The organism is Bacillus timonensis (assembly GCF_004799755.1).
In the GTDB taxonomy this organism is placed as follows: Bacteria; Bacillota; Bacilli; order Bacillales; family Bacillaceae_L; genus Ferdinandcohnia; species Ferdinandcohnia timonensis_A.
The window spans coordinates 74,467-96,122 of record NZ_SLUB01000010.1; the positions used below are offsets into that span (position 1 = coordinate 74,467).

The 21,656-nt window shown below is 38.2% G+C and carries 24 protein-coding genes; 8 read left to right on the forward strand and 16 right to left on the reverse strand.

Annotated elements, in window-relative coordinates; translation table 11 throughout:
• Positions 1–30: 30 nt before the first annotated feature.
• Positions 31–1,719, reverse strand: coding sequence for a ribosomal protection-like ABC-F family protein (abc-f, locus tag E1I69_RS08155; RefSeq protein WP_136379118.1), 1,689 nt, complete (start codon positions 1,717–1,719; stop codon positions 31–33).
• A gap of 308 nt (positions 1,720–2,027) precedes the next feature.
• Here abc-f and E1I69_RS08160 point away from each other — a divergent pair, with 308 nt between their 5' ends.
• Both E1I69_RS08160 and E1I69_RS08165 read left to right on the forward strand, forming a co-directional pair.
• Positions 2,028–2,960, forward strand: a complete 933-nt coding sequence (locus E1I69_RS08160) for a CobW family GTP-binding protein (protein ID WP_136379119.1) — start codon at positions 2,028–2,030, stop codon at positions 2,958–2,960.
• A 114-nt stretch (positions 2,961–3,074) separates the two neighbouring features.
• A complete protein-coding gene (locus E1I69_RS08165) occupies positions 3,075–3,269 on the forward strand; it encodes an alpha/beta-type small acid-soluble spore protein (RefSeq protein WP_057996587.1) in 195 nt (64 codons plus the stop codon).
• A gap of 68 nt (positions 3,270–3,337) precedes the next feature.
• Here E1I69_RS08165 and E1I69_RS24385 read toward each other — a convergent pair whose 3' ends face one another.
• Positions 3,338–3,493 (reverse strand): hypothetical protein, encoded by a 156-nt coding sequence (locus E1I69_RS24385; RefSeq protein ID WP_154670403.1) that lies wholly within the window; start codon positions 3,491–3,493, stop codon positions 3,338–3,340.
• A 174-nt stretch (positions 3,494–3,667) separates the two neighbouring features.
• Between E1I69_RS24385 and E1I69_RS08170 the strand changes: the two genes are divergently transcribed.
• Positions 3,668–3,853, forward strand: coding sequence for a hypothetical protein (locus tag E1I69_RS08170; protein ID WP_136379120.1), 186 nt, complete (start codon positions 3,668–3,670; stop codon positions 3,851–3,853).
• A gap of 109 nt (positions 3,854–3,962) precedes the next feature.
• Positions 3,963–4,181 (forward strand): spore germination protein, encoded by a 219-nt coding sequence (locus E1I69_RS08175; RefSeq protein ID WP_136379121.1) that lies wholly within the window; start codon positions 3,963–3,965, stop codon positions 4,179–4,181.
• A gap of 39 nt (positions 4,182–4,220) precedes the next feature.
• On the opposite strand, the gene E1I69_RS08180 is transcribed toward E1I69_RS08175, so the two are convergent.
• From E1I69_RS08180 to E1I69_RS08215, 8 genes are all read right to left on the reverse strand, one after another.
• A complete protein-coding gene (locus tag E1I69_RS08180) occupies positions 4,221–5,840 on the reverse strand; it encodes an ABC-F family ATP-binding cassette domain-containing protein (protein ID WP_136379122.1) in 1,620 nt (539 codons plus the stop codon).
• 177 nt (positions 5,841–6,017) lie between these two features.
• Entirely contained in the window at positions 6,018–6,362 is a 345-nt protein-coding gene (locus E1I69_RS08185) for a DUF4257 domain-containing protein (protein ID WP_136379123.1), read from the reverse strand.
• 195 nt (positions 6,363–6,557) lie between these two features.
• Complete coding sequence (locus E1I69_RS08190) at positions 6,558–7,517, reverse strand: nucleoside hydrolase (protein WP_136379124.1); 960 nt, start codon at positions 7,515–7,517, stop codon at positions 6,558–6,560.
• A 104-nt stretch (positions 7,518–7,621) separates the two neighbouring features.
• On the reverse strand, positions 7,622–8,212 hold the full coding sequence (locus tag E1I69_RS08195; RefSeq protein WP_136379125.1) for a cell wall hydrolase: 591 nt from the start codon (positions 8,210–8,212) through the stop codon (positions 7,622–7,624).
• Between the two features lie 222 nt (positions 8,213–8,434).
• Positions 8,435–9,808 carry an aldehyde dehydrogenase gene (locus tag E1I69_RS08200; protein ID WP_136379126.1) on the reverse strand — a complete coding sequence of 458 codons (1,374 nt, stop codon included), beginning with the start codon at positions 9,806–9,808 and terminating at the stop codon, positions 8,435–8,437.
• 143 nt (positions 9,809–9,951) lie between these two features.
• Positions 9,952–10,695, reverse strand: coding sequence for a GTP cyclohydrolase II (locus tag E1I69_RS08205; RefSeq protein ID WP_136379127.1), 744 nt, complete (start codon positions 10,693–10,695; stop codon positions 9,952–9,954).
• Between the two features lie 110 nt (positions 10,696–10,805).
• Positions 10,806–11,258, reverse strand: a complete 453-nt coding sequence (locus E1I69_RS08210) for a MarR family winged helix-turn-helix transcriptional regulator (protein ID WP_136379128.1) — start codon at positions 11,256–11,258, stop codon at positions 10,806–10,808.
• Between the two features lie 91 nt (positions 11,259–11,349).
• Complete coding sequence (locus E1I69_RS08215; protein WP_136379129.1) at positions 11,350–11,544, reverse strand: hypothetical protein; 195 nt, start codon at positions 11,542–11,544, stop codon at positions 11,350–11,352.
• Positions 11,545–11,751: 207 nt separating this feature from the next.
• On the opposite strand from E1I69_RS08215, the gene E1I69_RS08220 reads away from it, so the two are divergent.
• Positions 11,752–12,198 (forward strand): hypothetical protein, encoded by a 447-nt coding sequence (locus E1I69_RS08220; RefSeq protein WP_136379130.1) that lies wholly within the window; start codon positions 11,752–11,754, stop codon positions 12,196–12,198.
• A gap of 79 nt (positions 12,199–12,277) precedes the next feature.
• Here the strand turns inward: E1I69_RS08220 and E1I69_RS08225 are convergent, their stop codons facing one another.
• Complete coding sequence (locus tag E1I69_RS08225; RefSeq protein ID WP_136379131.1) at positions 12,278–13,132, reverse strand: patatin-like phospholipase family protein; 855 nt, start codon at positions 13,130–13,132, stop codon at positions 12,278–12,280.
• A gap of 212 nt (positions 13,133–13,344) precedes the next feature.
• Here E1I69_RS08225 and E1I69_RS08230 point away from each other — a divergent pair, with 212 nt between their 5' ends.
• Positions 13,345–13,527, forward strand: a complete 183-nt coding sequence (locus E1I69_RS08230; protein ID WP_116351004.1) for a YkvS family protein — start codon at positions 13,345–13,347, stop codon at positions 13,525–13,527.
• Positions 13,528–13,569: 42 nt separating this feature from the next.
• Here the strand turns inward: E1I69_RS08230 and rarD are convergent, their stop codons facing one another.
• Positions 13,570–14,511, reverse strand: a complete 942-nt coding sequence (gene rarD, locus E1I69_RS08235) for an EamA family transporter RarD (protein WP_136379132.1) — start codon at positions 14,509–14,511, stop codon at positions 13,570–13,572.
• Between the two features lie 989 nt (positions 14,512–15,500).
• The gene (locus tag E1I69_RS24920; RefSeq protein ID WP_010283238.1) at positions 15,501–15,626 is read right to left on the reverse strand and encodes a DUF6254 family protein; all 126 of its coding nucleotides are present in this window, start codon (positions 15,624–15,626) and stop codon (positions 15,501–15,503) included.
• A 125-nt stretch (positions 15,627–15,751) separates the two neighbouring features.
• On the opposite strand from E1I69_RS24920, the gene E1I69_RS08240 reads away from it, so the two are divergent.
• Positions 15,752–16,351 (forward strand): CPBP family intramembrane glutamic endopeptidase, encoded by a 600-nt coding sequence (locus E1I69_RS08240; RefSeq protein WP_136379133.1) that lies wholly within the window; start codon positions 15,752–15,754, stop codon positions 16,349–16,351.
• A 69-nt stretch (positions 16,352–16,420) separates the two neighbouring features.
• Here E1I69_RS08240 and E1I69_RS08245 read toward each other — a convergent pair whose 3' ends face one another.
• The 3 genes from E1I69_RS08245 to E1I69_RS08255 all read right to left on the reverse strand — a co-directional run bounded on the left by E1I69_RS08245 (position 16,421) and on the right by E1I69_RS08255 (position 19,352).
• Positions 16,421–17,830 carry an amidohydrolase gene (locus E1I69_RS08245; protein WP_136379134.1) on the reverse strand — a complete coding sequence of 470 codons (1,410 nt, stop codon included), beginning with the start codon at positions 17,828–17,830 and terminating at the stop codon, positions 16,421–16,423.
• A 64-nt stretch (positions 17,831–17,894) separates the two neighbouring features.
• Positions 17,895–18,614, reverse strand: a complete 720-nt coding sequence (locus tag E1I69_RS08250; RefSeq protein ID WP_136379135.1) for a small-conductance mechanosensitive channel — start codon at positions 18,612–18,614, stop codon at positions 17,895–17,897.
• 21 nt (positions 18,615–18,635) lie between these two features.
• Positions 18,636–19,352, reverse strand: coding sequence for a DUF5058 family protein (locus E1I69_RS08255; RefSeq protein WP_136379136.1), 717 nt, complete (start codon positions 19,350–19,352; stop codon positions 18,636–18,638).
• Between the two features lie 219 nt (positions 19,353–19,571).
• On the opposite strand from E1I69_RS08255, the gene E1I69_RS08260 reads away from it, so the two are divergent.
• On the forward strand, positions 19,572–21,650 hold the full coding sequence (locus tag E1I69_RS08260; RefSeq protein WP_161974862.1) for a helix-turn-helix domain-containing protein: 2,079 nt from the start codon (positions 19,572–19,574) through the stop codon (positions 21,648–21,650).
• The last annotated feature ends 6 nt before the right edge of the window (positions 21,651–21,656 follow it).

Below are 21,656 nucleotides of genomic sequence, written 5' to 3' on the forward strand. Positions count from 1 at the left end.
AGTGTTATGATGCACTGAACTTTTTTTGAGTCATAGTTCTCTTTTCTGTTTCATTAATACCAGTAGTTTTTTATCTAGTTCTTCGTATTTGGGATCATCCTTTTTTAAAAATGACAATTCACCGATTATCGCATTAATCTCGTTTTCGATTAACAGTTTTTCTTCATCCTTACTTTGTGTAGTAACTGGTCCGATCTTGTCTCTGCTCTGATACTCCCCCAGCCCCATTTCAACTCTTTTAATAACACCATTGTCAAATACGAGAAGTTTGTCACACATTTTTTCAAGAAAATAATGATCATGGGAAACGATAAGAATCGAACCTTCAAAGGACTGCAAGATATTTTCTAGAGACTCGCGACTCGCAAGATCAAGGTGGTTGGTAGGTTCGTCTAAAATGAACAAATCTACCTCATCCAATAACAATTTCACAAGCTTCACCCTTGTTCGTTCTCCCAAGCTTAAGGACGAAATGGGCTGATTGATTTTGTCTGCATGAAACCCAATATTTGCAAAAATAGTTCGTGCCTCACTCATTTTTTCTTTTGCAGTGATTCCAACATACTCAAGGATTGTCTTCGATTCATCCAAGTCCGTTACATCCTGAGACAAATAGCCGATTTTTAAGGAATGACTTTTCCAGAGCTCCCCCATTGACAGTGTTGATTCTCCCATGATGACACGAAGTAAAGTCGTCTTACCACAGCCATTTTCGCCAAGAATGCCAATCCGTTCTCCAAACTTCACATAAAAGTGGCTTTCTTGAAACAATAGCCTCTCGCCAAACCTCATTCCTCCATTCTTCACTTCAACAATTCGTTTGCCCCGCTTTTTACTCTGTGTAAAATGAAATTGGAGTTCCTCTATTTCCTTTGGCTTATCAACTTTGTTTTTTTCGAGTTCTTTTTCAAGGCGCTTCCTTTTTGACTTGATCTGTTTATCCATTTTCTTTGCCTTCACTCGATAAAATTCCTTAAAACCTTCCTGCTTCGTCGATTGGCGATGCGCTTTGTCTGACCAGTTTTGCAAATTGCTTAGCTGGTTTTCAATTTTCTCTTTTTGTTTTTGTTGACTGTCATAGCGATGGAGCTGACTTTGGTATTGCCTTTCTTTTTCTTTAGAAAAATCGGTATAATTCCCTTCGTAAATAACCGAATTTCCATCATCAACCTCAATGATTTGATTGACTGTTTGATCAAGGAAATAGCGGTCATGCGAAATAACAATGATAGCACCCGGAAAAGCTTTCATTTCCTCAATCAGCCACGCTATTCCTTTAAAATCAAGGTGGTTAGTAGGTTCATCTAACAATAAAAGATCCGGTTGAGATGCCCAAACCTTTGCTAGTGATAGCTTTGTTTTTTCGCCCCCACTTAAGTGATCACCGCGATTATGGTCCCAAGTTTGGACTTTCCTTAACCCAAGCTGGCTCGTTTGCTTCAACATATCTCTTGACACCGTTACTTCCTCAATATCATGAAGCGCAACATCTGCGGCCTGTTTTACATAGCCAATTAAAATTGGACCAGACGGCATTTCGATATTTCCTTTATCCATCTCTATTTTTCCCGATAAGATGTTTGCCAATGTCGTCTTCCCGGCTCCATTATTCCCGACAATCCCGATTCGATCTCCCCTTTGGATGTCAAACTCAATATGATTTAAGATAACCTTATCTCCGTAGCTTTTGTGGACGCCACTTATTTTTAAAATCGTCATAAAAAAACCTCCCTAGTAAGTACCTAGAGAGGACACATTTTTCCCCATCACAAATAAACGTTCAATTGTATAAGTTTATACAAATGGACATGGAAATGGGCATAGGAATCCTATTCTCTAGATACTCGATATAAGAATAATCGGTACGAAAATAAGATTAGTTGTCCATTGCCCCTTACCCATTCCTTTCGAATTTTGTTAATTCCAGTATATGTTCTTTGAAAAAATCTGTCAAATTCGACTTTTCTTCCATGTCCCCGATAATTCGTTATAATAGGAGTAATCATATAAAAGAATGAGGCGTTTTTATGGAAAAAGTTGAAGTTTTTATTTTATCTGGATTTTTAGGAAGTGGAAAAACCACTTTATTACAAAATATTCTGAACGAGGAAAAAAAACTAGGTCGGAAAGTAGCAGTTGTAATGAATGAGTTAGGCCAGGTTTCAATCGATTCAAATGCCGTTTCAGAAAATACACCTCTTAAGGAATTATTAAATGGCTGTGTTTGCTGTACGATTCAAGGCCAGCTTGAAGTTCATCTCCAAGGACTTTTACAGGACTATGATCTTGATGCGATTTATATTGAAACAACAGGGGTTGCCCATCCAATTGAAGTACTGGATGCCTGTATGTCCCCCCTATTTGCCGATCAATTAATTGTCCAATCGATAGTGACTCTAATTGATGTGAACCGTTGGAAGGAAAGGCATTCATTAAGTGCTCAGTTGCAAATGCTCTTACGTGAACAAGTTTCCCACGCCGATGTATTGTTACTAAATAAAGTCGACCAGTTGTCAGAGATGGAACAAGGACAAATGCTTTTTGAAATTCAATCCATTAACAGTGATGCAAGATGCTTGTTGACGAAGTACGCTTCCGTGAAGCTTGATGATCTTCGTACAGTGAAAAAGACCGAACGAAAACCACATGAACGTGCCCATGTCCATCTTGATTTGAAACTAAAAACATATGTTCATACATTTTCAAATTCACTTGATCTTGATTTGTTCGAGGATTGGCTAAGAAAAATGCCTGATACCATTTACCGAATTAAGGGTTATTTAAAGTTTACCCATTCGAATCATACTTATTTGTTCCAATACTCCTATGGGACACCCATTTATTTAAAAGAACTAATGAACTACAAGCCAACGTTAGTATTTATTGGTGAAAAATTGGATCCCCAATGGATGAAAGCGGAAATGGAGAAGCTTGAGGAAGAAAGTATGAAGGCAGAATAATCACTTTTAGCGGAAGTGGTCGTAATTCCCAAGCATCATTTTCACATTACGTGACACCTTAAAAATGAGTAATCGTTTGGTTACTCAAAAAAACGTAGTCGGGAGTGATGTATCATGGCAAGAAACAAACTATTGGTTCCAGGTGCTGAAAATGCTCTAGATCAAATGAAAGAAGAAATCGCCAATGAGTTTGGAGTTCAGCTTGGTGCAGATACGACCGCACGTGCTAACGGCTCTGTTGGGGGCGAAATGACGAAACGCCTCGTAGCCATGGCACAGCAACAGCTTAAAAATGGTTCACAACAATAACTTTTTTTTAGGGGCCCTTCTTTGAGGGCCTCTATTTGTTAACGAAACTAAAAAAACCGCCACTTTCCTTAGAAGTGAACGGTTTTTTCAACATATATGTTCTTAGGCGTCATCATCACAGTTGGATTCTCTTTTGCCTCAATTGTTCTTACTCCAAATAAAATCATGCCCACAACCAAAAGTGCAAACAACAACACAATGATACAATTTTTTACTAATGCCATCTTTCCCACCCTATCCATTTTTAAAGCCTATCTTTTTTCGCTTCTTTCCAACAAAACCATTCTATTCACGACTTTCGTTTTTATTCCCCAATATTAAAAAATGATTAAAATATCCTCTTCTTTCACACCTTCCCCTCAGGTGGGACATATAGTGTAGTAAAGGAGGGAAATCACTTGGATAAATTTGTATTCTTATTTGTTGCGTGTATTTTAGCAGGTTTTGCTCTTATTAAAGTAACTGCCTATGATACCGTTTTAGGAAGTTTACATTCAGTATTTATTTTAGTAGGTGTCCTTACAATCATTGTCTTTTCATTTGTCCTTATATTTAAGGGTATTTTAGCTTTATTGGGGAAATGATGAGCCTTTTTATGGCTTATCTCATTAATTTTAGGGGTTTGTACCTTTCATAATAGTAAAGTAGCCATATGCTAGTACTACCAAAGGTATGGAAGGTGGTACATGGTATATGGCTTCGATCTTTTTAGGACCGATCGAGATTAATCGGAATGAGGGAACCATTATTGCCGGAAACTCATTTAATGTTTCTCCCACATCAACAGGAAAAACATATGCAGGTGCCGGCTCATTAAATACAGGTGTTAATATTACAATCAATAGTGGTAGAAGTACATCCAATACGTATGATTCTGATGGCAGAGATTCATCCATTTCTGAATTAGAATAAAATACCGTCTCCCCTTAGGAAGACGGCTTTTTTTACATATTACACATACATCGCTTCTATTTGTTTTTGAAGCTCAGCATTTTCAAGATATTCATCATATGTCATTTGCTTATCAACAAGACCATTTGGTGTGATTTCAATAATGCGGTTTGCGATTGTTTGAACAAACTGATGGTCATGTGATGTAAATAAAATGGAACCTTTAAACGCGATTAAGCCATTGTTTAAAGCCGTAATAGACTCAAGGTCTAAGTGGTTTGTCGGGTCATCAAGCAATAACACGTTTGACCCACTTAGCATCATTTTTGAAAGCATACAGCGTACTTTTTCTCCTCCTGAAAGAACACTAGGTTTTTTCAAGACCTCTTCTCCAGAGAAAAGCATTCTTCCTAAGAATCCACGCAGGAAGCTTTCACTTTGATCATTTGGTGAAAACTGACGAAGCCAGTCCACTAATGTTGGCTCATTACCCTCGAAATATTTCGAGTTATCCTTAGGGAAATAGGCTTGTGACGTTGTAACACCCCATTTGAATGTTCCACTATCCGCTTCCATCTCACCCATCAAAATCTTAAATAAAGTTGTAATCGCAATTTCACTCTTTCCTACAAACGCAAGCTTGTCGCCTTTATTCATAATAAAGCTCACATTATCAAGAACCTTCACACCATCGATTGATTTGGTTAAGCCTTCCACACGTAATAAATCATTTCCGATTTCACGCTCTGGTGTAAACCCGACAAACGGATATCGACGGGAAGATGGTCTAATATCATCCAATGAAATTTTTTCTAAAAGCTTTTTACGGGATGTTGCTTGTTTTGATTTAGATGCATTTGCACTAAAGCGCGCAATGAAAGCCTGAAGTTCTTTAATTTTCTCTTCTTTCTTTCGGTTTGCATCTTGCGCCATTCTTGAGGCAAGCTGACTTGATTCATACCAGAAGTCATAGTTTCCAACATAGATTTGAATTTTTCCATAATCGAGATCTGCCATATGCGTACATACTTTATTTAAGAAATGACGGTCATGGGATACGACAATTACGGTATTTTCAAAGTTAATTAAAAATTCTTCTAGCCACTGTATCGCTTTTAAATCCAAGTTATTCGTAGGCTCGTCCAGTAAAAGGACATCTGGTTTGCCAAATAAGGCTTGCGCTAATAAAACTTTTACTTTCTCAGAACCAGTTAATTCTGCCATCTTTTTCGTGTGAAGCTCCTCTGGAATCCCTAATCCTTTTAACAGTATTGCAGCTTCCGATTCGGCTTCCCACCCATTTAATTCAGCAAATTCTCCTTCAAGTTCAGCTGCTCTCATGCCGTCTTCATCAGAAAAATCAGCCTTCATATAAATGGCATCCTTCTCCTGCATCACTTCATAAAGACGAGCATGTCCCATAATCACAACTTTAAGGACCTCTTGTTCTTCATATTCAAAGTGGTTTTGTTTTAATATCGCAAGACGTTCACCTGGTGTCATATGAACATCACCAGTTTGTGGCTCAATTTCACCAGAAAGAATTTTCAAGAAGGTTGATTTTCCGGCACCATTTGCCCCAATCAGACCATAACAATTTCCCGGTGTAAACTTTATATTAACATCTTCAAAAAGCTTGCGATCACCGTAACGCAAACCGACATTTGTAACTGTAATCATATAGTTTAAATCCTCCATTTCATATCACTGCTTCTGATTATACCATTTTACTAGACACAACTCTAGTTCTAGCAGTTTAAGGGCTTAGGATAACATAAAAATGACCCTTTTCACAGATTTCCTGCAAAAAGAGTCGATTAGAATACATCACGTTTTTCTTTTTTTCCTTGTTTAAAATCAAATGGCATCATTCTTCTTATTGCTCTCCTGTTCTTGATTTGTTTCCACTGGCAATTCTGTTTGTCTCTCAACACGTCTCACAAATTCAACTCTTTGCATGATTCTTTCTCCCCCGTAACCTGCCAAAATAGAGAGGAACACTACTCGAAAAATCGATTCTGTGTCACTCGATGCTACGACTAAAACTGCCGCAACGGTTCCGATAATCATTTCTTCTAAGAAGCCGAGGTAGATGAAGCGTTTTGTAACACGAGGTTTTTCGATTTTCCCCTGTTTTTTAGCATGTCCCAACAACCCCATAGAGCCACCAATAAAGATTGCTAGCAAGAGATGTAACAACATGTCATCACCCCCTAAAGTCCAGATTTAGTAATGCTTGACCTTAGGCAAATATGGAAGCTTCCTTATTCACATTATATGCCAAATGTTGATAAGAAAGCTTGGGTATATTTTCCGAAAATTTAAAATATATTTATACGACCAATGCACTAATTCCTCTTGTAAAATTACTTCGGACTCCGAAAGGACTGCATATTCCTACCTAGCTACATCCCCCATCGTCATTATTTGAATAAATTCAGTGATGAATTTTTTATAATCAAAGCGCAAGGCAATTCGGTCTAATGTTTCAGGTGGTTCCTTATCTGGATTGGCCCGAAAATCCGCGACACTCACTCCCTTTAAAACCCCAAACATTTCTACCCTTACCCGACGATGGGCATATTGTACAATTGATGGATTCACAATTGCACTTAAAGCAACAACATCATGTAACGGCGTCCCTTTAATTCCCGGTACGCTTTTCTTATAAAATTCATAATAATAATCGAAAATGGGGCGGATTAAATCTCGATATGGATTACGAGTTCCAAGGCGGACAATCGTATCTACAATATCGGAAGTCATGAGGGCTTGTATTGTAATATTGAGCGGATGAATCGCAAGGTTTTGTGCACGTTCACAAACAAGGTTTGAGGCAATTGGATCTCCATAAAAATTCGCCTCAGCTTCGGCAGTTACATTTCCGGGAACAAAAAAAGCCCCTCCCATTATATAAATGCCTTTTACTTTATTCATCACCTCACCGCCTAGGAGAAAAGCAATTGCAAGCGAAGTTGAACGTCCCACATCGACGATATAGAGTTCGTTTTCATATTTTTGTATAATTTTAAAGATCTCATCGAAATTTAATAACTCACCCGTTTGTAATGTATCCGGTGGACGTATGGGACCAAGCCCTTTTTCCCCGTGAATTTCAGGATAATAAGGAGTGAATTCTCCGGATAATGGCCCCTTCGCCCCTGCAATGATTGGGATATCTCTTTGACCTGCAAGGGATAACAAATACGCCACATTCTGAACAGCCTGTTCTTGCTCAACATTTCCATAGCCGGGGACAATGCCGACAATCTCAATATTTGGATGGAGCAATCCGTACATAATTGCAAGTGAATCATCAATTCCTGGATCCCCGAAAAATAACACCTTAGCTGCCATCGAGTTTGCTCCCTTCAAAATTTTATATACTATTCACTATATGAAGGGCATACGAAAAAAAACACCTATTTCTTTGTTGTCGAAATAGGTGCTTTACCATTTTATTATTTTGCAAATTGGTGATTACCAATAATGGTTGTGACTTCTCTTGACATCATGAATGGATGAGAAGACTTGTCTGGATTGAAGAAAAATAAAGATCCTTTCCCTTGTCCGCGGAACGTAAGAGCTTCATCTACAGCACGTTTTGATTCTTCATCAGCTGGTTGATTGATTGAACCATCTGCTACTGGGCTAAATGCATATGAACCACCTGAAGCTTTTTCATAAATCACTTCTTTAATCGAATTTGGGAATTCTGATGAATCCACTCGGTTTAACACAACAGTTGCCACGGCAACCTTACCTGCATAGGGTTCACCCTTTGCTTCCGCATGTACAAGTCGTGCAAGCAATTCTTTCTCTTCATTCGTTAATGATGCTGGAATTTCAATCTCTTCGCCTGGATAAATCATATCACTTGTTCGGTTGTTCATTTTCTTTAGCTCTAATACAGACACACCATACTTCATGCCAAGGTTCCAAAATGTATCACCTGATTTAACAGTATGAGTTGCGGCCGATGCACTCACACTTGTTGCTAATAACGAAAATGTTAGGGCTGCTGCAAATCCAATCTTTTTAAGGTTTTTCATATTGTATTCCTCCTAGTAGTCGTCGTTTTTGTCTCTACTAGAAGGGTAACAGCTGTAATATTTCGATTCATTGTCCAAAAACTGGTAGAATGCGAGAGCCTTTGAATCACATCGTCTGAAAAAATACATGGAAAAATAATCCTTAGATAAAATTCCACCTAAATATTGGACGTGCCGGAAAAATACGGAGTGAATGTTACAAACATCTCTCTGATTTAACAGCTATTTCATAATCATTTTTATCCACTTTAACCCATGCTTTGTGTTTGGATAACGGAACGGTAAATCAAATCGTGTTGTTTGTTTCATGATCCCTTTTTCATGAGAAAATACATTAAAGCTCCCCTTGCCATGATAAGCCCCAATTCCACTTTCACCAACACCGCCAAATGGCAGATGTGGTGAAGTAAAATGATAAACCGTGTCATTCACACAGCCACCACCAAAGGAAATTGACTCAAGGACCTTGTTTTGAACTCGTTCAACCTCTGAAAAAATATACAAGGCAAGTGGTTTTGGGTGCTGATTCATTTCATCGATGATTTTTAAAATGTCCTCATACTCCATCACAGGTAAAATCGGCCCAAAAATTTCATCTTCCATGATCGGGTCCTCCCAGGTAATGTTAGTCAGGACCGTTGGAGCAATCAGGAGCTTCTCCGCATCTGATTCTCCTCCATGATAAATGGTTCCACTATTGTATATAAAGGTTTTTAGGCGCTGAAAATGCCGGTCACTAACGATTTTAGTAAACTGGCTCTCCTCCCCTAGAGCATTCCCATACAAATCCTGGATGGCCTCTTTTAATAGCTTCAAAAATTCATCCTTCACCTCATGATGGACATACAAATAATCTGGTGCCACACAGGTTTGCCCCGCATTTGTAAACTTTCCCCATGCAATCCGCTTGGCCGCATACTGAAGATTCGCATCCTTGTGAACGATACATGGACTTTTTCCGCCAAGTTCAAGGGTTACGGGTGTTAAGTGTTTGGATGCTGCCTCCATAATCACCTTTCCAACAGCAACACTTCCTGTAAAAAAGATATAATCCGTTTTTTCATTCAAAAGGGCTGAGCTTGTTTCAACTCCACCTTCTACAATTGCGATGTAATCCTCTTGGAAATTTTCACGAATCAGCTTTGTTAGAAATTCCGACGTCGTTGGTGTTAACTCTGAGGGCTTTAAAATCGCACAGTTCCCAGCAGCGATTGCTCCGATTAAGGGAGCGAATGCCAATTGGAACGGATAATTCCAAGGTGAAATGATCAGGACGACCCCATATGGTTCAGGATAAATATAATTTTTACTCCCAAAGCCAGTTAAGCTTGTTTTTACTTTTCTTGGCTTTGCCCAGTTTTCAATATGTTTTAACGTATACCGCAGTTCCTCCAAGACAAATCCAATCTCCGTCGTGTAGGACTCAAATTCCGATTTATTTAAATCTGTATGTAAGGCAGCCATGATTTCTTTTTCATGTGACTTAATTAGATTTCGAAGCATTTTAAGAGTATCCATCCGAAAAGCAACTTCCTTTGTTCTACCTGTCGAAAAGAATTCACGCTGCTTTTTAATAAGCGCCTCATAGCTTTCCACTACTGTTTCCCCCATTCATCGAGACTCTACATTATAAATAGTACATGACTATGCGATTCTCCTCTATTTTTTTACAAAAAACAAAGATAATACGACTATCATATAAAAAAAGGTAAGCCCAGAGTTTTAGGCTTACCTTTTGATTAAATGACTGTTATTTTTTCCTTTACTGGAATATGGCCAGATTTCTCAACTTTTGTTTCTAAATACTTTTTATTGTATTCGGAGATATCCCCCCAAAGTGGGATATGTGTGTCAGATAAAAGTCCATATTCTTGTAATGCAGCTAATTTTTTCGGATTGTTTGTAATTAACGTCACTGGTTTCGCACGTAAATCCGTGAGTACGCGAATCGCATCCTCATAATTACGGCTATCATCCTTAAAGCCTAATGCAAGATTGGCTTCCACGGTATCAAGCCCTTCTTGCTGAAGGATGTATGCCAGTGATTTTGAAAATAGCCCAATCCCTCTTCCTTCATGATTGGCTAAATAAAAGAGTGCACCACAACCATTTGAAACGATCATTCTCATCGATTCACGCAATTGGAACCCACAATCACAGCGTTTACTTCCGAAAATATCACCCGTATGACAGATGCTGTGCATGCGAATAAGTGCCTCAGTTTCAGTATCAAAATCACCGTATACAAGTACAGATGATTGTTGCATAGCGGCGAGGTTCGTTTTAGAAAGGGAATCCAACACTTCCTCAGTGCCCATTTCATCCTCAACTTTTAACCATGTATACCATTTAAAAGTGACAACTTGATCATCTAACTGAACAGGTAATGTGACAGGTCCCACTAAACAGATATCCTGTTCACCTGGTTTTTGAATCATTTTCATTTTATTTAAAAGAAGGCTCTTTATCTCTTTTGAAACCATACTCATTCTCCCTTTCTACATCTGCAACTAATTAAGTTCTCTCTTCTTTGTCTTGAAAGTATAGTATTTTTATAAAAGGGAGGTCAAGTAATATACACTTCAGTTATCTTTTATAATTTTTCAGCATGAAAACCTAACTTTTTTAAGAGAACCATCATTTCTTCTTTTTCAGAATCAGTCAAACCTCCGACAATTTCTTCAATTGCCTCTTCGTGTTTTGGAAAAACCGTATCCATGAATTGTTTCCCTTCCTCCGTAATGGACGCCCATGTAACACGACGATCCTTTGGACATGGTTTTCGAAGAAGGAAGTTCTTTTTTTCTAATTTATCTACAACATAGGTTATACTTCCACTCGATAATAAGACCTTTTTACCAATATGCTGGATTGGCTGGTCCCCTTTATGATAAAGAAGTTCTAACACGGCAAATTCTGTTAAGTTTAATCCGTATCCTTTTACATCCTCTTCAACCCGCTCATTCACTGATCGGAATGCTCGAGATAGAATGACAAAAAATTTTAAGGAGAGGTTAGGAACATTGATTGCTTCATTCGCTTCCATACTTTCCACCCTTTTCATTATCTTGAATTCAAGATAATTTTACTAAATTATGATGTATCTTGTCAACCTTTAGTCTGTGACTTTTGTCACATTAGCTTCTCGCCACTTCCATATATCGATATAGCACATCCCCACCATGTTGGGCAATCCCACGAAAATGCTTGAAATCCTCCCTTTTGACCAAAGTCTGTCGAAACTCTAAAAATTGATCATTCTTCACCAAATATTCACTCAATTCTCCATCTCGCAGCTTATTTAAAATTTCATTTACAAATTGTTCATTCATCGTAAACACCTCTTTGTAAATTATAGTAGTTCATAGAAAGAGAAACAAGGCTAATACCCATTTATCCTGTGATTTTACACATATTACGCCATTAGGCATATGATGTGGGGAAAGTGTCTAGTAGGCCTTTATGATGAAGTAGGTAAAAGTTAACTGACCAAAGTAGCTGACTTTTTTATCCTGATAATACTGAGAGAGGTGGATTCTATGAAAAATTACCCAAACGAAATGTTTATGAATCCGAATATGTACGGAGCACAAACTGGCGCGCAACAAGGTATAATGGTTCCTCATGGACCACATGGACCTGGTTGTACCTGCGGACAACAGCAACTTGCACCTATGGGTGGGCCTGGAATGATGGGCAATCTTGATCCTCAGGATCCTGATGTTGGACCTATGATGGGTGGATTTCAACCTCAGGGAACGGGGGCTGGGTCTATGATGGGCGGATTCGGACCTCAAACCCCTGGGGCTGGGCCAATGATGGGCGGATTCGGACCTCAAACTCCTGGGGCTGGACCTATGATGGGTGGATTCGGACCTCAAGGACCTGCTATGCCTGGCATGATGGTTCCTCAAGGTTATGGAATGACGCCAAACATGAGAGAACCACATGGGCCACATGGACCTGGTTGTACGTGTGGACAATAGCAATTTCAATTACTAGACCTTGCAGGATGTGTAGGTAAATTAGGAATGAAGGTGTCTCTTTTAAGGGACACCTTTTTAATTAAGCCATTAACCATTTCTGAAACTGATCAAACTGCTCGGCAGCGTCCTTCAGTCCAAGTTCATATAAATTGGTTAATTTCGCAGGATTTTTTTCAACTCGCCCTACTTCCAGTGGTTCAGTTGGACTAAACACAAATACCCTTCCCGCTTTTTCTTCTTGATCCAAATACGCTAGTGTATCGTTATAACGCTTATAGCGTGTTTCCATCGCTTTTACTAGGTGAGGGTGTTGCTTAAAAGCACGTCTGACAACCCAAGTTATATTAGATTTCTTTTTCAAATAACCACGATTTCGAGTTAAAATGACCACATTTTTTGAATTACCATCCTGCTGTGCTTTTATCAATGGTATCGGATCTGTAATCCCGCCATCCAATAATTTTTTTCCTTTGAATTCAATGATCGGCGCAACAAATGGCAATGAACTCGATGCACGAATGACCTTAAGCATGTCATTTCCATAATCTTCTTTTTTAAAATACATAGGTTCCCCTGTTTCACAATCGGTTGTGCCCACCACGAATTCTTCTTTTGATTGATAAAAAGTATCATAGTCATATGGGACATGTTTATTTGGAATCTCATCAAAAATAAAATCCATTCCAAATAATTGCTTATGTTTTACAAAATTGCGGAATGATAGATAGTTTGGATGATTGACATAATCAATATTAACCGTACGATTTCTTCCCATTTGCCTAGAAAGATAAGACGCCGCCATACACGCACCTGCCGATACGCCAACAACATATGGGAAATATAAATCCTGTTCCATAAAATATTCAAGGATGCCTGCTGTGTACATGCCGCGCATTCCTCCACCTTCTAAAACCAATCCTACGTCTTTCACTATTATTCTCCCCTTCTAACAAGGCTTACTAGTTAACTATAAAAAAATTATGAAGGCTTGTCACATTTTTTACAAATTTTTATAATAAAATATCTATGAAAACGCTTTACATAATTACAAAAGTAAGGCAAAATATAAAAAAATGGTTTTTTTGTAAATAAAAGCACTTTATGAACTTTATTGAAGATGCATAGAATGTGATGGAGGGCGACATGATGAAAATTGCAGAAATTGGGGATATCATTGAGTTCAAAGAGGGCCTAAAAGGCATCGTCGAAAAGGTTAACGAAAACTCGGTTATCGTGGATTTAACATATATGGACAATTATAGAGATCTTGAATTAGAGAGTCGTACAGTTGTTAATCACAAAAACTATAAGATTGTCACAACAATCTAATGGAAAAGGGAGCTGATTCAATAATCGGCTCCCTTTTTGTATTTATACCCCTAATGATTTGTTCTTCACAAATTTTGGTTGGAGCGAAGTTAGAAATCTAGATTTTGAGAATGAGTAAATTATTAGTGCTGTCCAGATAAAAACAAAAGTGACTAAATGAACCTTTGTAAAATGTTCATGATACAGAAAGACTCCCAATAGAAGACTTATTGTCGGGGCAATATATTGAAGAATCCCCACCACAGAAAGTGGAATTCTGTTTGCTCCAGCGGCAAACCATAGTAACGGCAATGCGGTTACAACCCCTGCCCCCATTAACAATAACTGCACGTCAATAGTGGCTCCTAAAAAGGAATCGGCTCCCCCCTTATAAAGGGTTGCCAAATAAATAAGTGCAATTGGTGCAACCACCATTGTTTCCATCGCTAAACCTATCAATGAATCAAGCTTTGCAAGTTTCTTGGTTAACCCATAAAACCCAAAGCTTAATGCAAGCGTAATCGCCACCCAAGGGAAACTTCCATACTGAATGGTCAAAATAAGAACGCCAATACCGGCTAACACAAAGGAAATCCCCTGCCAAAACAGGATTCTTTCTTTAAGCACAATGATTCCTAATAGTACACTAACCAATGGGTTGATGTAATACCCTAGGCTAGCATCAATAATATGATCCGTATTTACCGCCCAAATATAAGTTGCCCAGTTGATTGTAATAAGGATGGATGAACCCACAATCCCAATTAGTTTCAATTTGTTTTTTACAATCTCTTTAAGGCTTTTTATAAACTGTTTCCCTTTCCTCGAAACAAGAATTACTAAAAGCACAAAAACAAGGGACCAAATAATTCGATGTGCAAGTATTTCGAATGCCGGTACATAGTCGATTAACTTCCAATAAAGAGGCAGTATCCCCCATGCAATATAGGCAATCGTAGTGTATAGGATACCTAATTTATATTCCCTCATATCATCTTGTTCCATAATGAACCTTCTTTCCAATTCAAGTTATACCATTGGTTAATTATATTTCGGTTCCCGATATTTCTCAACGAAAATGAATTGGAAATTTGAGATTGTCGGATGGGGGTGTCATCCGCGATCTCTGGAAGTGCGTTGCGCTCCATATTTTGGGAGGTTGGGGGTACTCTGTGCTTTCTGGACGTACACTTACTTCCAGTTTTTAGGAGAGTGAGGATGCTCCAGGTTCTCTGGACATACACTTTTTCCAGTTTTTTGGGAGAGAGAGGGTGCTCCAGGTTCTCTGGACGTACACTTCCTTCCACTTTTTAGGAGAGTGGGGGCACTCCAGGCTCTCTGGACGTACACTTACTTCCACTTTTTAGGAGAGTGAGGGCACTCCAGGCTCTCTGGACGTACACTTCCTTCCATTTTTTAGGAGAGTGAGGGTGCTCCAGGCTCTCTGGACGTGCATTTACTTCCATTTCTTAGGAGAGCGAGGGCACTCCAGGCTCTCTGGACGTACTTCTTTCCACTTTTTAGGAGAGTGAGGGCACTCCAGGCTCTCTGGACGTTCACTTCTTTCCATTTTTTAGGGGATTCGGGGCACTCCAAGTTCTCTGGACGTTCACTTTCTTCCACTTTTTAGGAGAGTGAGGGTACTCCAGGCTCTCTGGACGTACACTTCTTTCCACTTTTTAGGAGAGTGAGGGTACTCCAGACACTTGACCGCCTTAACTTATGGGTATACCTGGAAATACCCCTCACATAAACCTCTTTTATACCATCACTTATGGTTATAACTGGTAACACCCATCACATAAACCTCTCTTTTCACATCACTTTTGGATATACTTGGTAATACCCCATTCTTATAACCTCTCTTTTCACATCACTTTTGTAAATACCCGGAAATACCCTTCGCATAAACCCCTTTATGTTACTCCTTTTAGGAAAACCCACCCTCCCGCAAAAACGCACACCCCATAACAGAGGTGTGCGCCATCTTCACTCTATTCTTTTGTATCCTTCCCAGCTTCTTCAGCCAGCTGTTCAAATGATTTTACCTTGCCATGGGGATTTTGCGATTGTTTGCGAACTGTCCATTGGCGTTCTTGTTGGCGTTTAGATTGTGTCATATCGAACATCTCCTTCTTTCAAATCATCACCTTTAGGATAAGTCGCCACCAGATATTTATTCTAAAAAATTCACACCCATGATAAAATAAACAGCGACACATCTTACCAAAAGAGGCAAACACATATGCAAAAAAACTTTTTTCTACTATTAATATTTGTACATCTTTTACTCGCCATTAGTTTTCTATCGGACCTTCCATTTTGGGTCATGTTTACAATATCCTTTTTCCTTTTATCCATTGCAGCCGTCCGATTCGGCCATTTTGATACCAAAAACTTAACAATTTCAAACACAGCAATCGCTATACTATCCGGTCTTCTCATGTACGGACTCTTTTTTACAGGAAAAATTTGCGCTGAACTCCTTTTTCCTATTCAAATGTCAGAAGTTGCTGCTTTATATAGGAAGGTTCAGCCACAGCTAACATGGCATTATGTTGCACTGTTTCTCATCATCATTTCAGGTGAAGAATTATTTTGGAGAGGCTGTATTCAAAAAATGATCGAGGATTCGTTCGAAAATAAGCTACTGGTGATCGTCATTTCCTCACTTTTATATATGTCGGCAAATCTTTATACCTTTAATCCACTCTTTATGTTAGCGACATTTGCTGGTGGAGTAGTTTGGGGAACCTTATATATGTGGAATCGGAATATCCTTTTAACAATCCTTTCCCACCTTGTGTTCAACTTATTTTTTCTCGTGCTTTTCCCCATCTTTTAAAAGCCAAAAAAGAAATCGAAGAATGATAAGAATCTATCCTCCGATTTCCTAATCCATGTATTTCTTCATTTAACCCAACAAAACTTTTTCTGCATTTTTGGGTGGTTTCACGTTGTCAGGTATCCCCGCTACATACGGATTATTTTTTGTGGATAAAGAAAACTCCTGTTTTGCTCGTTCAAGTACATGATCCTTATTCTGCAATAAATCATACGCAGATAATGCCATTGTTTGAGCAGCCAAGTGCATTCCCTTAAAACCGATTGACGAACCAAAAGAAGCGGTTGCCTGCCATGTATGTACTTGTACTCCAACTGGAGCACAAGTTGTCATGATTTGCCCAACAGGAGTAATCCAACTAACATCCCCCACATCAGTAGAACCAGGTAAAGATTTTTCCTTTGTTTGTTTATCATTTTGATAGGTGACCGGTAGAATTTCATTGTTTGCCTGTTGTGCCATTTTTACGACAGCAGGATCTATTGTCTTTACTAATTCCTCAGCAAATTCCTCTTCTTCTGCTGTAAACACTAAAGGATCTGCTACTTTCATATTTTCATACATAAGGTCATTTAAAGCTTCATTTGGCAGAGTGTTATAAGGAAATGCATCAATCTCCCAATACACTTCTGTTTCCGTCATGAGAGCTGCCCCTTTAGCAATTTTTTGAACTCTTCTAAGGATGTTTTCCACTTGTTCCTTTGTGGCAGCCCGTAAATAATACCAAACACATGCATGCTCTGGGACAATATTTGGTGCAAGTCCCCCATTTGTAATGACATAATGAATTCTTGTTCCGTCTACAACATGCTCTCGTAAATAATTTGCTCCGACATTCATCAATTCAACTGCATCAAGCGCACTTCTCCCTGCATGTGGCGATGAAGCGGCATGTGCTGGAATTCCTTTAAAATGAAACTTAATGGACACCATAGCTTGCATGCTCCTATTTACTACCGAGTTGGATGTCCAGGGGTGCCAAGTTAAAGCGCAATCCAAATCATCAAAGACGCCTTCCTTTGCCATATACGTTTTACCAGACAATACTTCTTCTGCAGGACAACCATAATACCGAATCGTACCTGCTAGTTTAAATTCTTCCATTGCGTTTTTTAACGCCACTACAGCTTCTACACCTGCGGTTCCAAGTAAATTATGCCCACAGCCGTGACCTGGTCCGTCCATTTCTACTTGTTCCTGAACGGTTTTGACGGCTTGGGAAAGCCCGGGTAATGCATCATATTCTCCTAATATCCCAATGATTGGTTTTCCTGAACCATATTCTGCTACAAAAGCTGTAGACATTCCACCAATCGAAGCTTGAATGTGAAATCCTGCTTCTTTTAATTTGGAGACTTGCAAGTTACAAGCATAGCTTTCTTCATAAGCAACTTGCGGATGCTCCCATATCTTTTCAGCCATTTCCGTAAATTCGGACTGATTATTTCTTATCCATTGCACTATATTTTGTTTACTCATGCGTTATATCCATTTACTAATGGATTCTCACTCCTTCCAAATCTATTAAGTCGATGCCAACAGCTTAATTACTTTTCTCTTGTTTTTTGATCTTCTCTAAAAGGAGACAAACTACAACTGTCCCGAGTATGCAGACAAACGTTTGGAAAGCACGAGGAACAGGACCTAGATTAACAAATAAACCAAATGCAATTCCGATGACCCCAAATAATGGTTTCTTGATTGCAAATTGTGCAATCACCCCTCCGAAAATAGCAGGCAGAACAAAATTCAAACTATTGATAATGGATTCCGGCAATATCGTGAGAATGAATGAGCCACTTAAAATAGCTAAAATAAGAATAATCGCGTTCATAATTGATGCTGTGGAAATAGCCAATGCGGCCGTAATTTCACCCTTTTTCGTTCCAGGTTCCGCATCAACAACCCGTTGAGCAACCGATGCACATGGTAGACACATATTTCCAATGTTCCCTGTAAGAAAGGCAATATATGTACCAGAAACACCCAAGACAGGATAATAGCTGATCGGTTCTAGCACCCAAACAAACATAATAATGGCTGCATAGGCTGTAAATCCAGAGATAATCGTGGACCAACCAGGATGATAACCTAGAACAAATGAGAGATATGAAGGAACAAGTAATGTTAATGCTATGACTGACCAAATCGTAAGACGTCCCCAAAAATGAGACTTTAATTGGAAGGTATCAAAATCCATTTCAGCTTGCGTGCTTGACACAGTTTGGTTTATAGATAGATTTTCCCCTCTATTCACTTGCATGTTGTTCTCCTCCCTTTCTTTTTAAGAAATAACATAACCTGCTATCATCCCGACTATAATAACCAATCCTAATGACCATTCTTTTAACCACCTTAATTGGGATTTATCTCCGATCCAAATAATGAGGGGCATCGTAATAAAGGCCACAATAAATACAATGAAATGACTTAGACCTTTCACCATTTCTCCACCACCAAGGTAACTAAAGGCCCCTATCATGGCAGCAACCGAAACGGTGCTTAACAACGTTACATTTTTGGGATTGGCTTCTGCTTTTTTCTGTATCTTCCCTAAAGACTTGGTAAATAGAGCAACAAATAACAACCATCCCATTCCCCCGAGACACATTACCCAAACAGCATTCGTAAAGGCTTGTAAATTATAATCAGGGGATCCTAAATCAACACCAGCAGCTTTTGACCCAATACTTGCCCCTACTGTTTCGATAGCAGCATTTCCAATAATCGATATTCGCATTAAAGTAGTAGGGCTTCCAATTAAGGAAATCATAGATATAGCAACAACAATGATAGCTAAAGAAGGACCAAGTGAACTAATCGCGCCGGCTCTGATCGCAGACTTTACCTCTGCTGATGTCATACCAACGGATTGACTTGTTTTTGAAGCCAGTCGAATAAAAATGATTCCTTGAAAGATGACGATCCCAACTACCAGTAAAGCAAAGATCCAAAGTGGTAAGCTATTTGCCGTTTGTAATACTTTTTCCAAATTAAACATCCTCCTTTTCACATATTCTCCAAGTGTAAATTAAATCGCCTACATCACTTTTTGAATTCCCCCTTCCGAAGTAAGCGCATTCAAAATAATTAAGGTTGAAAATTCTATATATTCTAATTTTTATAGTAATTTATTGAATCAACTATTACAATGTATTATATTACATATATAATTCAGAAAAAACGGAACTTTCTATATAAAAATGTCGCGGAGGTTAGAATGATAACAACACAACTTCTCTCTTTTTTAGAAAAAGGATTTAAGAAATGTTCGTATGAAATTCATGTTCAGAAACCTCATGATACTACCTTCCAACTCTTACACAAAAAAGGAATGTTAAAAAATGAAAATGTTAACCTTTTAAAATTGAATAAAGATGACAACTACACTATTTTCACGTACGAAGAGGATATGTATTTCTCTTTTTCATACATGAATGGGCTTCAAGTGCTTATTCGCTCCAACTGTATAACTTCTCCCTTTGATAAAAAAGATTTGGATTACTTGTATATTTGCTTTGAGCTATTAGATGCTAAAAACCAAATTCAAGCAAAAGATGCGGAACTAGATGTTTTGATTGAGGGTATACGCTCAGTCTCTTCTTCACTTGTTCTTGATGAACTGTTAGAGAATATTGTTAAAAATGCATTGTCAGTTATACCTGTGGCAAATGGAGGATATCTCCAACTTTATGATCCTAGTGAAGAAGTCATTATTACGAAAACAAGTGTTGGATTTGAACCCATCATTGGGAATCTTAGAATGAACGTTGGAGAATCTATAACTGGGATGGTTTTTAAGGAAGGGAAACCATTAATCTACCATTCTACAGAACAGATTTATAAAAGTATGAGTGATCATTCCATTTCTCCTGAAAACTTACAGATTATCAATTCATCATCAAAAGGAAGAGTGATTCAAGCTATTGTAAGCGTACCGATTTCGATTGGGGACCAGCGGATCGGGGTGATGACCATGCACCAATTTGATAAAAAAGGGAGATTTACTGAAGGTGATGTACGACTTCTACAAGGTTTTGCCTCACAGGTCGCCATTGCAATTCAAAATGCACGCCTTTATACAGAAGTGAACGAAAAATTACAAGAGCTTTCAAAAAGAAATGAAGTTCACAATGCCCTTATTAAATTCTCTCTCCAAAATAAAGGTTTAAAGACCATCGTAAAGGAAATAGGCAAAATGGTAAATGGGAAAGTTTCCTTTTATGATTATTTAGAAAATGATTGGTATCATAATCAAGTCAATCAAAAGAATGATTTTAGTGTTGATGAGATTTCTAGAATATTTAAAAAGAGAAGACAACCTGTTTTCGTAGAAATTCGTAAGCCTAAAGAAGAAAAGTACTATTTATATCCCATTATCAATGGTACCATTTTTCTCGGTTGTTTTATTTTGCCCTATTCTACTACTCTCTCGATTATTGATCGGATTGTAATTGAGCAAGGTGGAGCCATTTTAGCCCTTGAACTTGTAAAAAAACATACATTAGAAGAAATTTATTATAAGAAGACCCATGAATTTTTTAATGAGGTTATAAAAAGTAGAAACCCAGAAGCTCTCATTGCCAAAAGAAAGGAATTCAATTTAATTCCTTCCCACTCCTTTTTTGTTACAGTAATCGAACTTGTGAATTATAAGGATTTATATAAGCTTGGTGCAGATATTCATAGTATCATTTCATTGATTAAAAAGACTATTCTTCAGGTGAGGCTCATTTATGGATTTCATAATAAAATCATAGTGCTCGTTTCATTAACGGATAGTACCTTAGTTGATGAATTGATAAAAAGCCTGACAACCATTATTCACAACTGGACGAATAATAACGACTCATTCGTATGTGTAGGTGTAGGTTCAACTAAAACGGGAGCTTATCACATAGGGAAAAGTTATGAAGAGGCAAAGAAATCCGTTGCCTATCTAATTAATAAAAAAGAAACAGGCATCATTACCTATGAAAGTATAGGGGTTAATCGTTTATTTATTAATCAGGACACGAATGAAATAGAAGAATTCATAAATGGTTTTTTTCAACCCTTAAATACAGCACGGTCCAGGAAAAATGACCTTGAACTAACATTGTTAACCTATATAAAATTAAATAAGTCCATAAACGAAACAGCTCAACATCTTCACATTCATATTAATACGCTATATCAGCGCCTTAAAAAAATCGAGGAGATTCTTCATTTACGTTTTAATGATCCAAAAGACTTTCTTAAAATCCAGTTAGCCTGTCACTTAAAAGAATCATTCGCATACTCTGATGAGGTTCATTAAAATAAA

Coding starts and splice junctions, on each gene's coding strand:
- E1I69_RS08215 (WP_136379129.1), bottom strand. CDS start 11,544: ATGAATGAACAATTTGTAAATGAAATTTTAAATAAGCTGCGAGATGGA.
- E1I69_RS08240 (WP_136379133.1), top strand. CDS start 15,752: ATGCAAAAAAACTTTTTTCTACTATTAATATTTGTACATCTTTTACTC.
- E1I69_RS08175 (WP_136379121.1), top strand. CDS start 3,963: ATGGCTTCGATCTTTTTAGGACCGATCGAGATTAATCGGAATGAGGGA.
- E1I69_RS08190 (WP_136379124.1), bottom strand. CDS start 7,517: ATGGCAGCTAAGGTGTTATTTTTCGGGGATCCAGGAATTGATGATTCA.
- E1I69_RS08205 (WP_136379127.1), bottom strand. CDS start 10,695: ATGGTTTCAAAAGAGATAAAGAGCCTTCTTTTAAATAAAATGAAAATG.
- E1I69_RS08245 (WP_136379134.1), bottom strand. CDS start 17,830: ATGAGTAAACAAAATATAGTGCAATGGATAAGAAATAATCAGTCCGAA.
- E1I69_RS08255 (WP_136379136.1), bottom strand. CDS start 19,352: ATGTTTAATTTGGAAAAAGTATTACAAACGGCAAATAGCTTACCACTT.
- E1I69_RS08185 (WP_136379123.1), bottom strand. CDS start 6,362: ATGTTGTTACATCTCTTGCTAGCAATCTTTATTGGTGGCTCTATGGGG.
- E1I69_RS08210 (WP_136379128.1), bottom strand. CDS start 11,258: ATGGAAGCGAATGAAGCAATCAATGTTCCTAACCTCTCCTTAAAATTT.
- E1I69_RS08220 (WP_136379130.1), top strand. CDS start 11,752: ATGAAAAATTACCCAAACGAAATGTTTATGAATCCGAATATGTACGGA.
- abc-f (WP_136379118.1), bottom strand. CDS start 1,719: ATGACGATTTTAAAAATAAGTGGCGTCCACAAAAGCTACGGAGATAAG.
- E1I69_RS08160 (WP_136379119.1), top strand. CDS start 2,028: ATGGAAAAAGTTGAAGTTTTTATTTTATCTGGATTTTTAGGAAGTGGA.
- rarD (WP_136379132.1), bottom strand. CDS start 14,511: ATGGAACAAGATGATATGAGGGAATATAAATTAGGTATCCTATACACT.
- E1I69_RS24385 (WP_154670403.1), bottom strand. CDS start 3,493: ATGGCATTAGTAAAAAATTGTATCATTGTGTTGTTGTTTGCACTTTTG.
- E1I69_RS08250 (WP_136379135.1), bottom strand. CDS start 18,614: ATGCAAGTGAATAGAGGGGAAAATCTATCTATAAACCAAACTGTGTCA.
- E1I69_RS24920 (WP_010283238.1), bottom strand. CDS start 15,626: ATGACACAATCTAAACGCCAACAAGAACGCCAATGGACAGTTCGCAAA.
- E1I69_RS08230 (WP_116351004.1), top strand. CDS start 13,345: ATGAAAATTGCAGAAATTGGGGATATCATTGAGTTCAAAGAGGGCCTA.
- E1I69_RS08260 (WP_161974862.1), top strand. CDS start 19,572: ATGATAACAACACAACTTCTCTCTTTTTTAGAAAAAGGATTTAAGAAA.
- E1I69_RS08195 (WP_136379125.1), bottom strand. CDS start 8,212: ATGAAAAACCTTAAAAAGATTGGATTTGCAGCAGCCCTAACATTTTCG.
- E1I69_RS08180 (WP_136379122.1), bottom strand. CDS start 5,840: ATGATTACAGTTACAAATGTCGGTTTGCGTTACGGTGATCGCAAGCTT.
- E1I69_RS08165 (WP_057996587.1), top strand. CDS start 3,075: ATGGCAAGAAACAAACTATTGGTTCCAGGTGCTGAAAATGCTCTAGAT.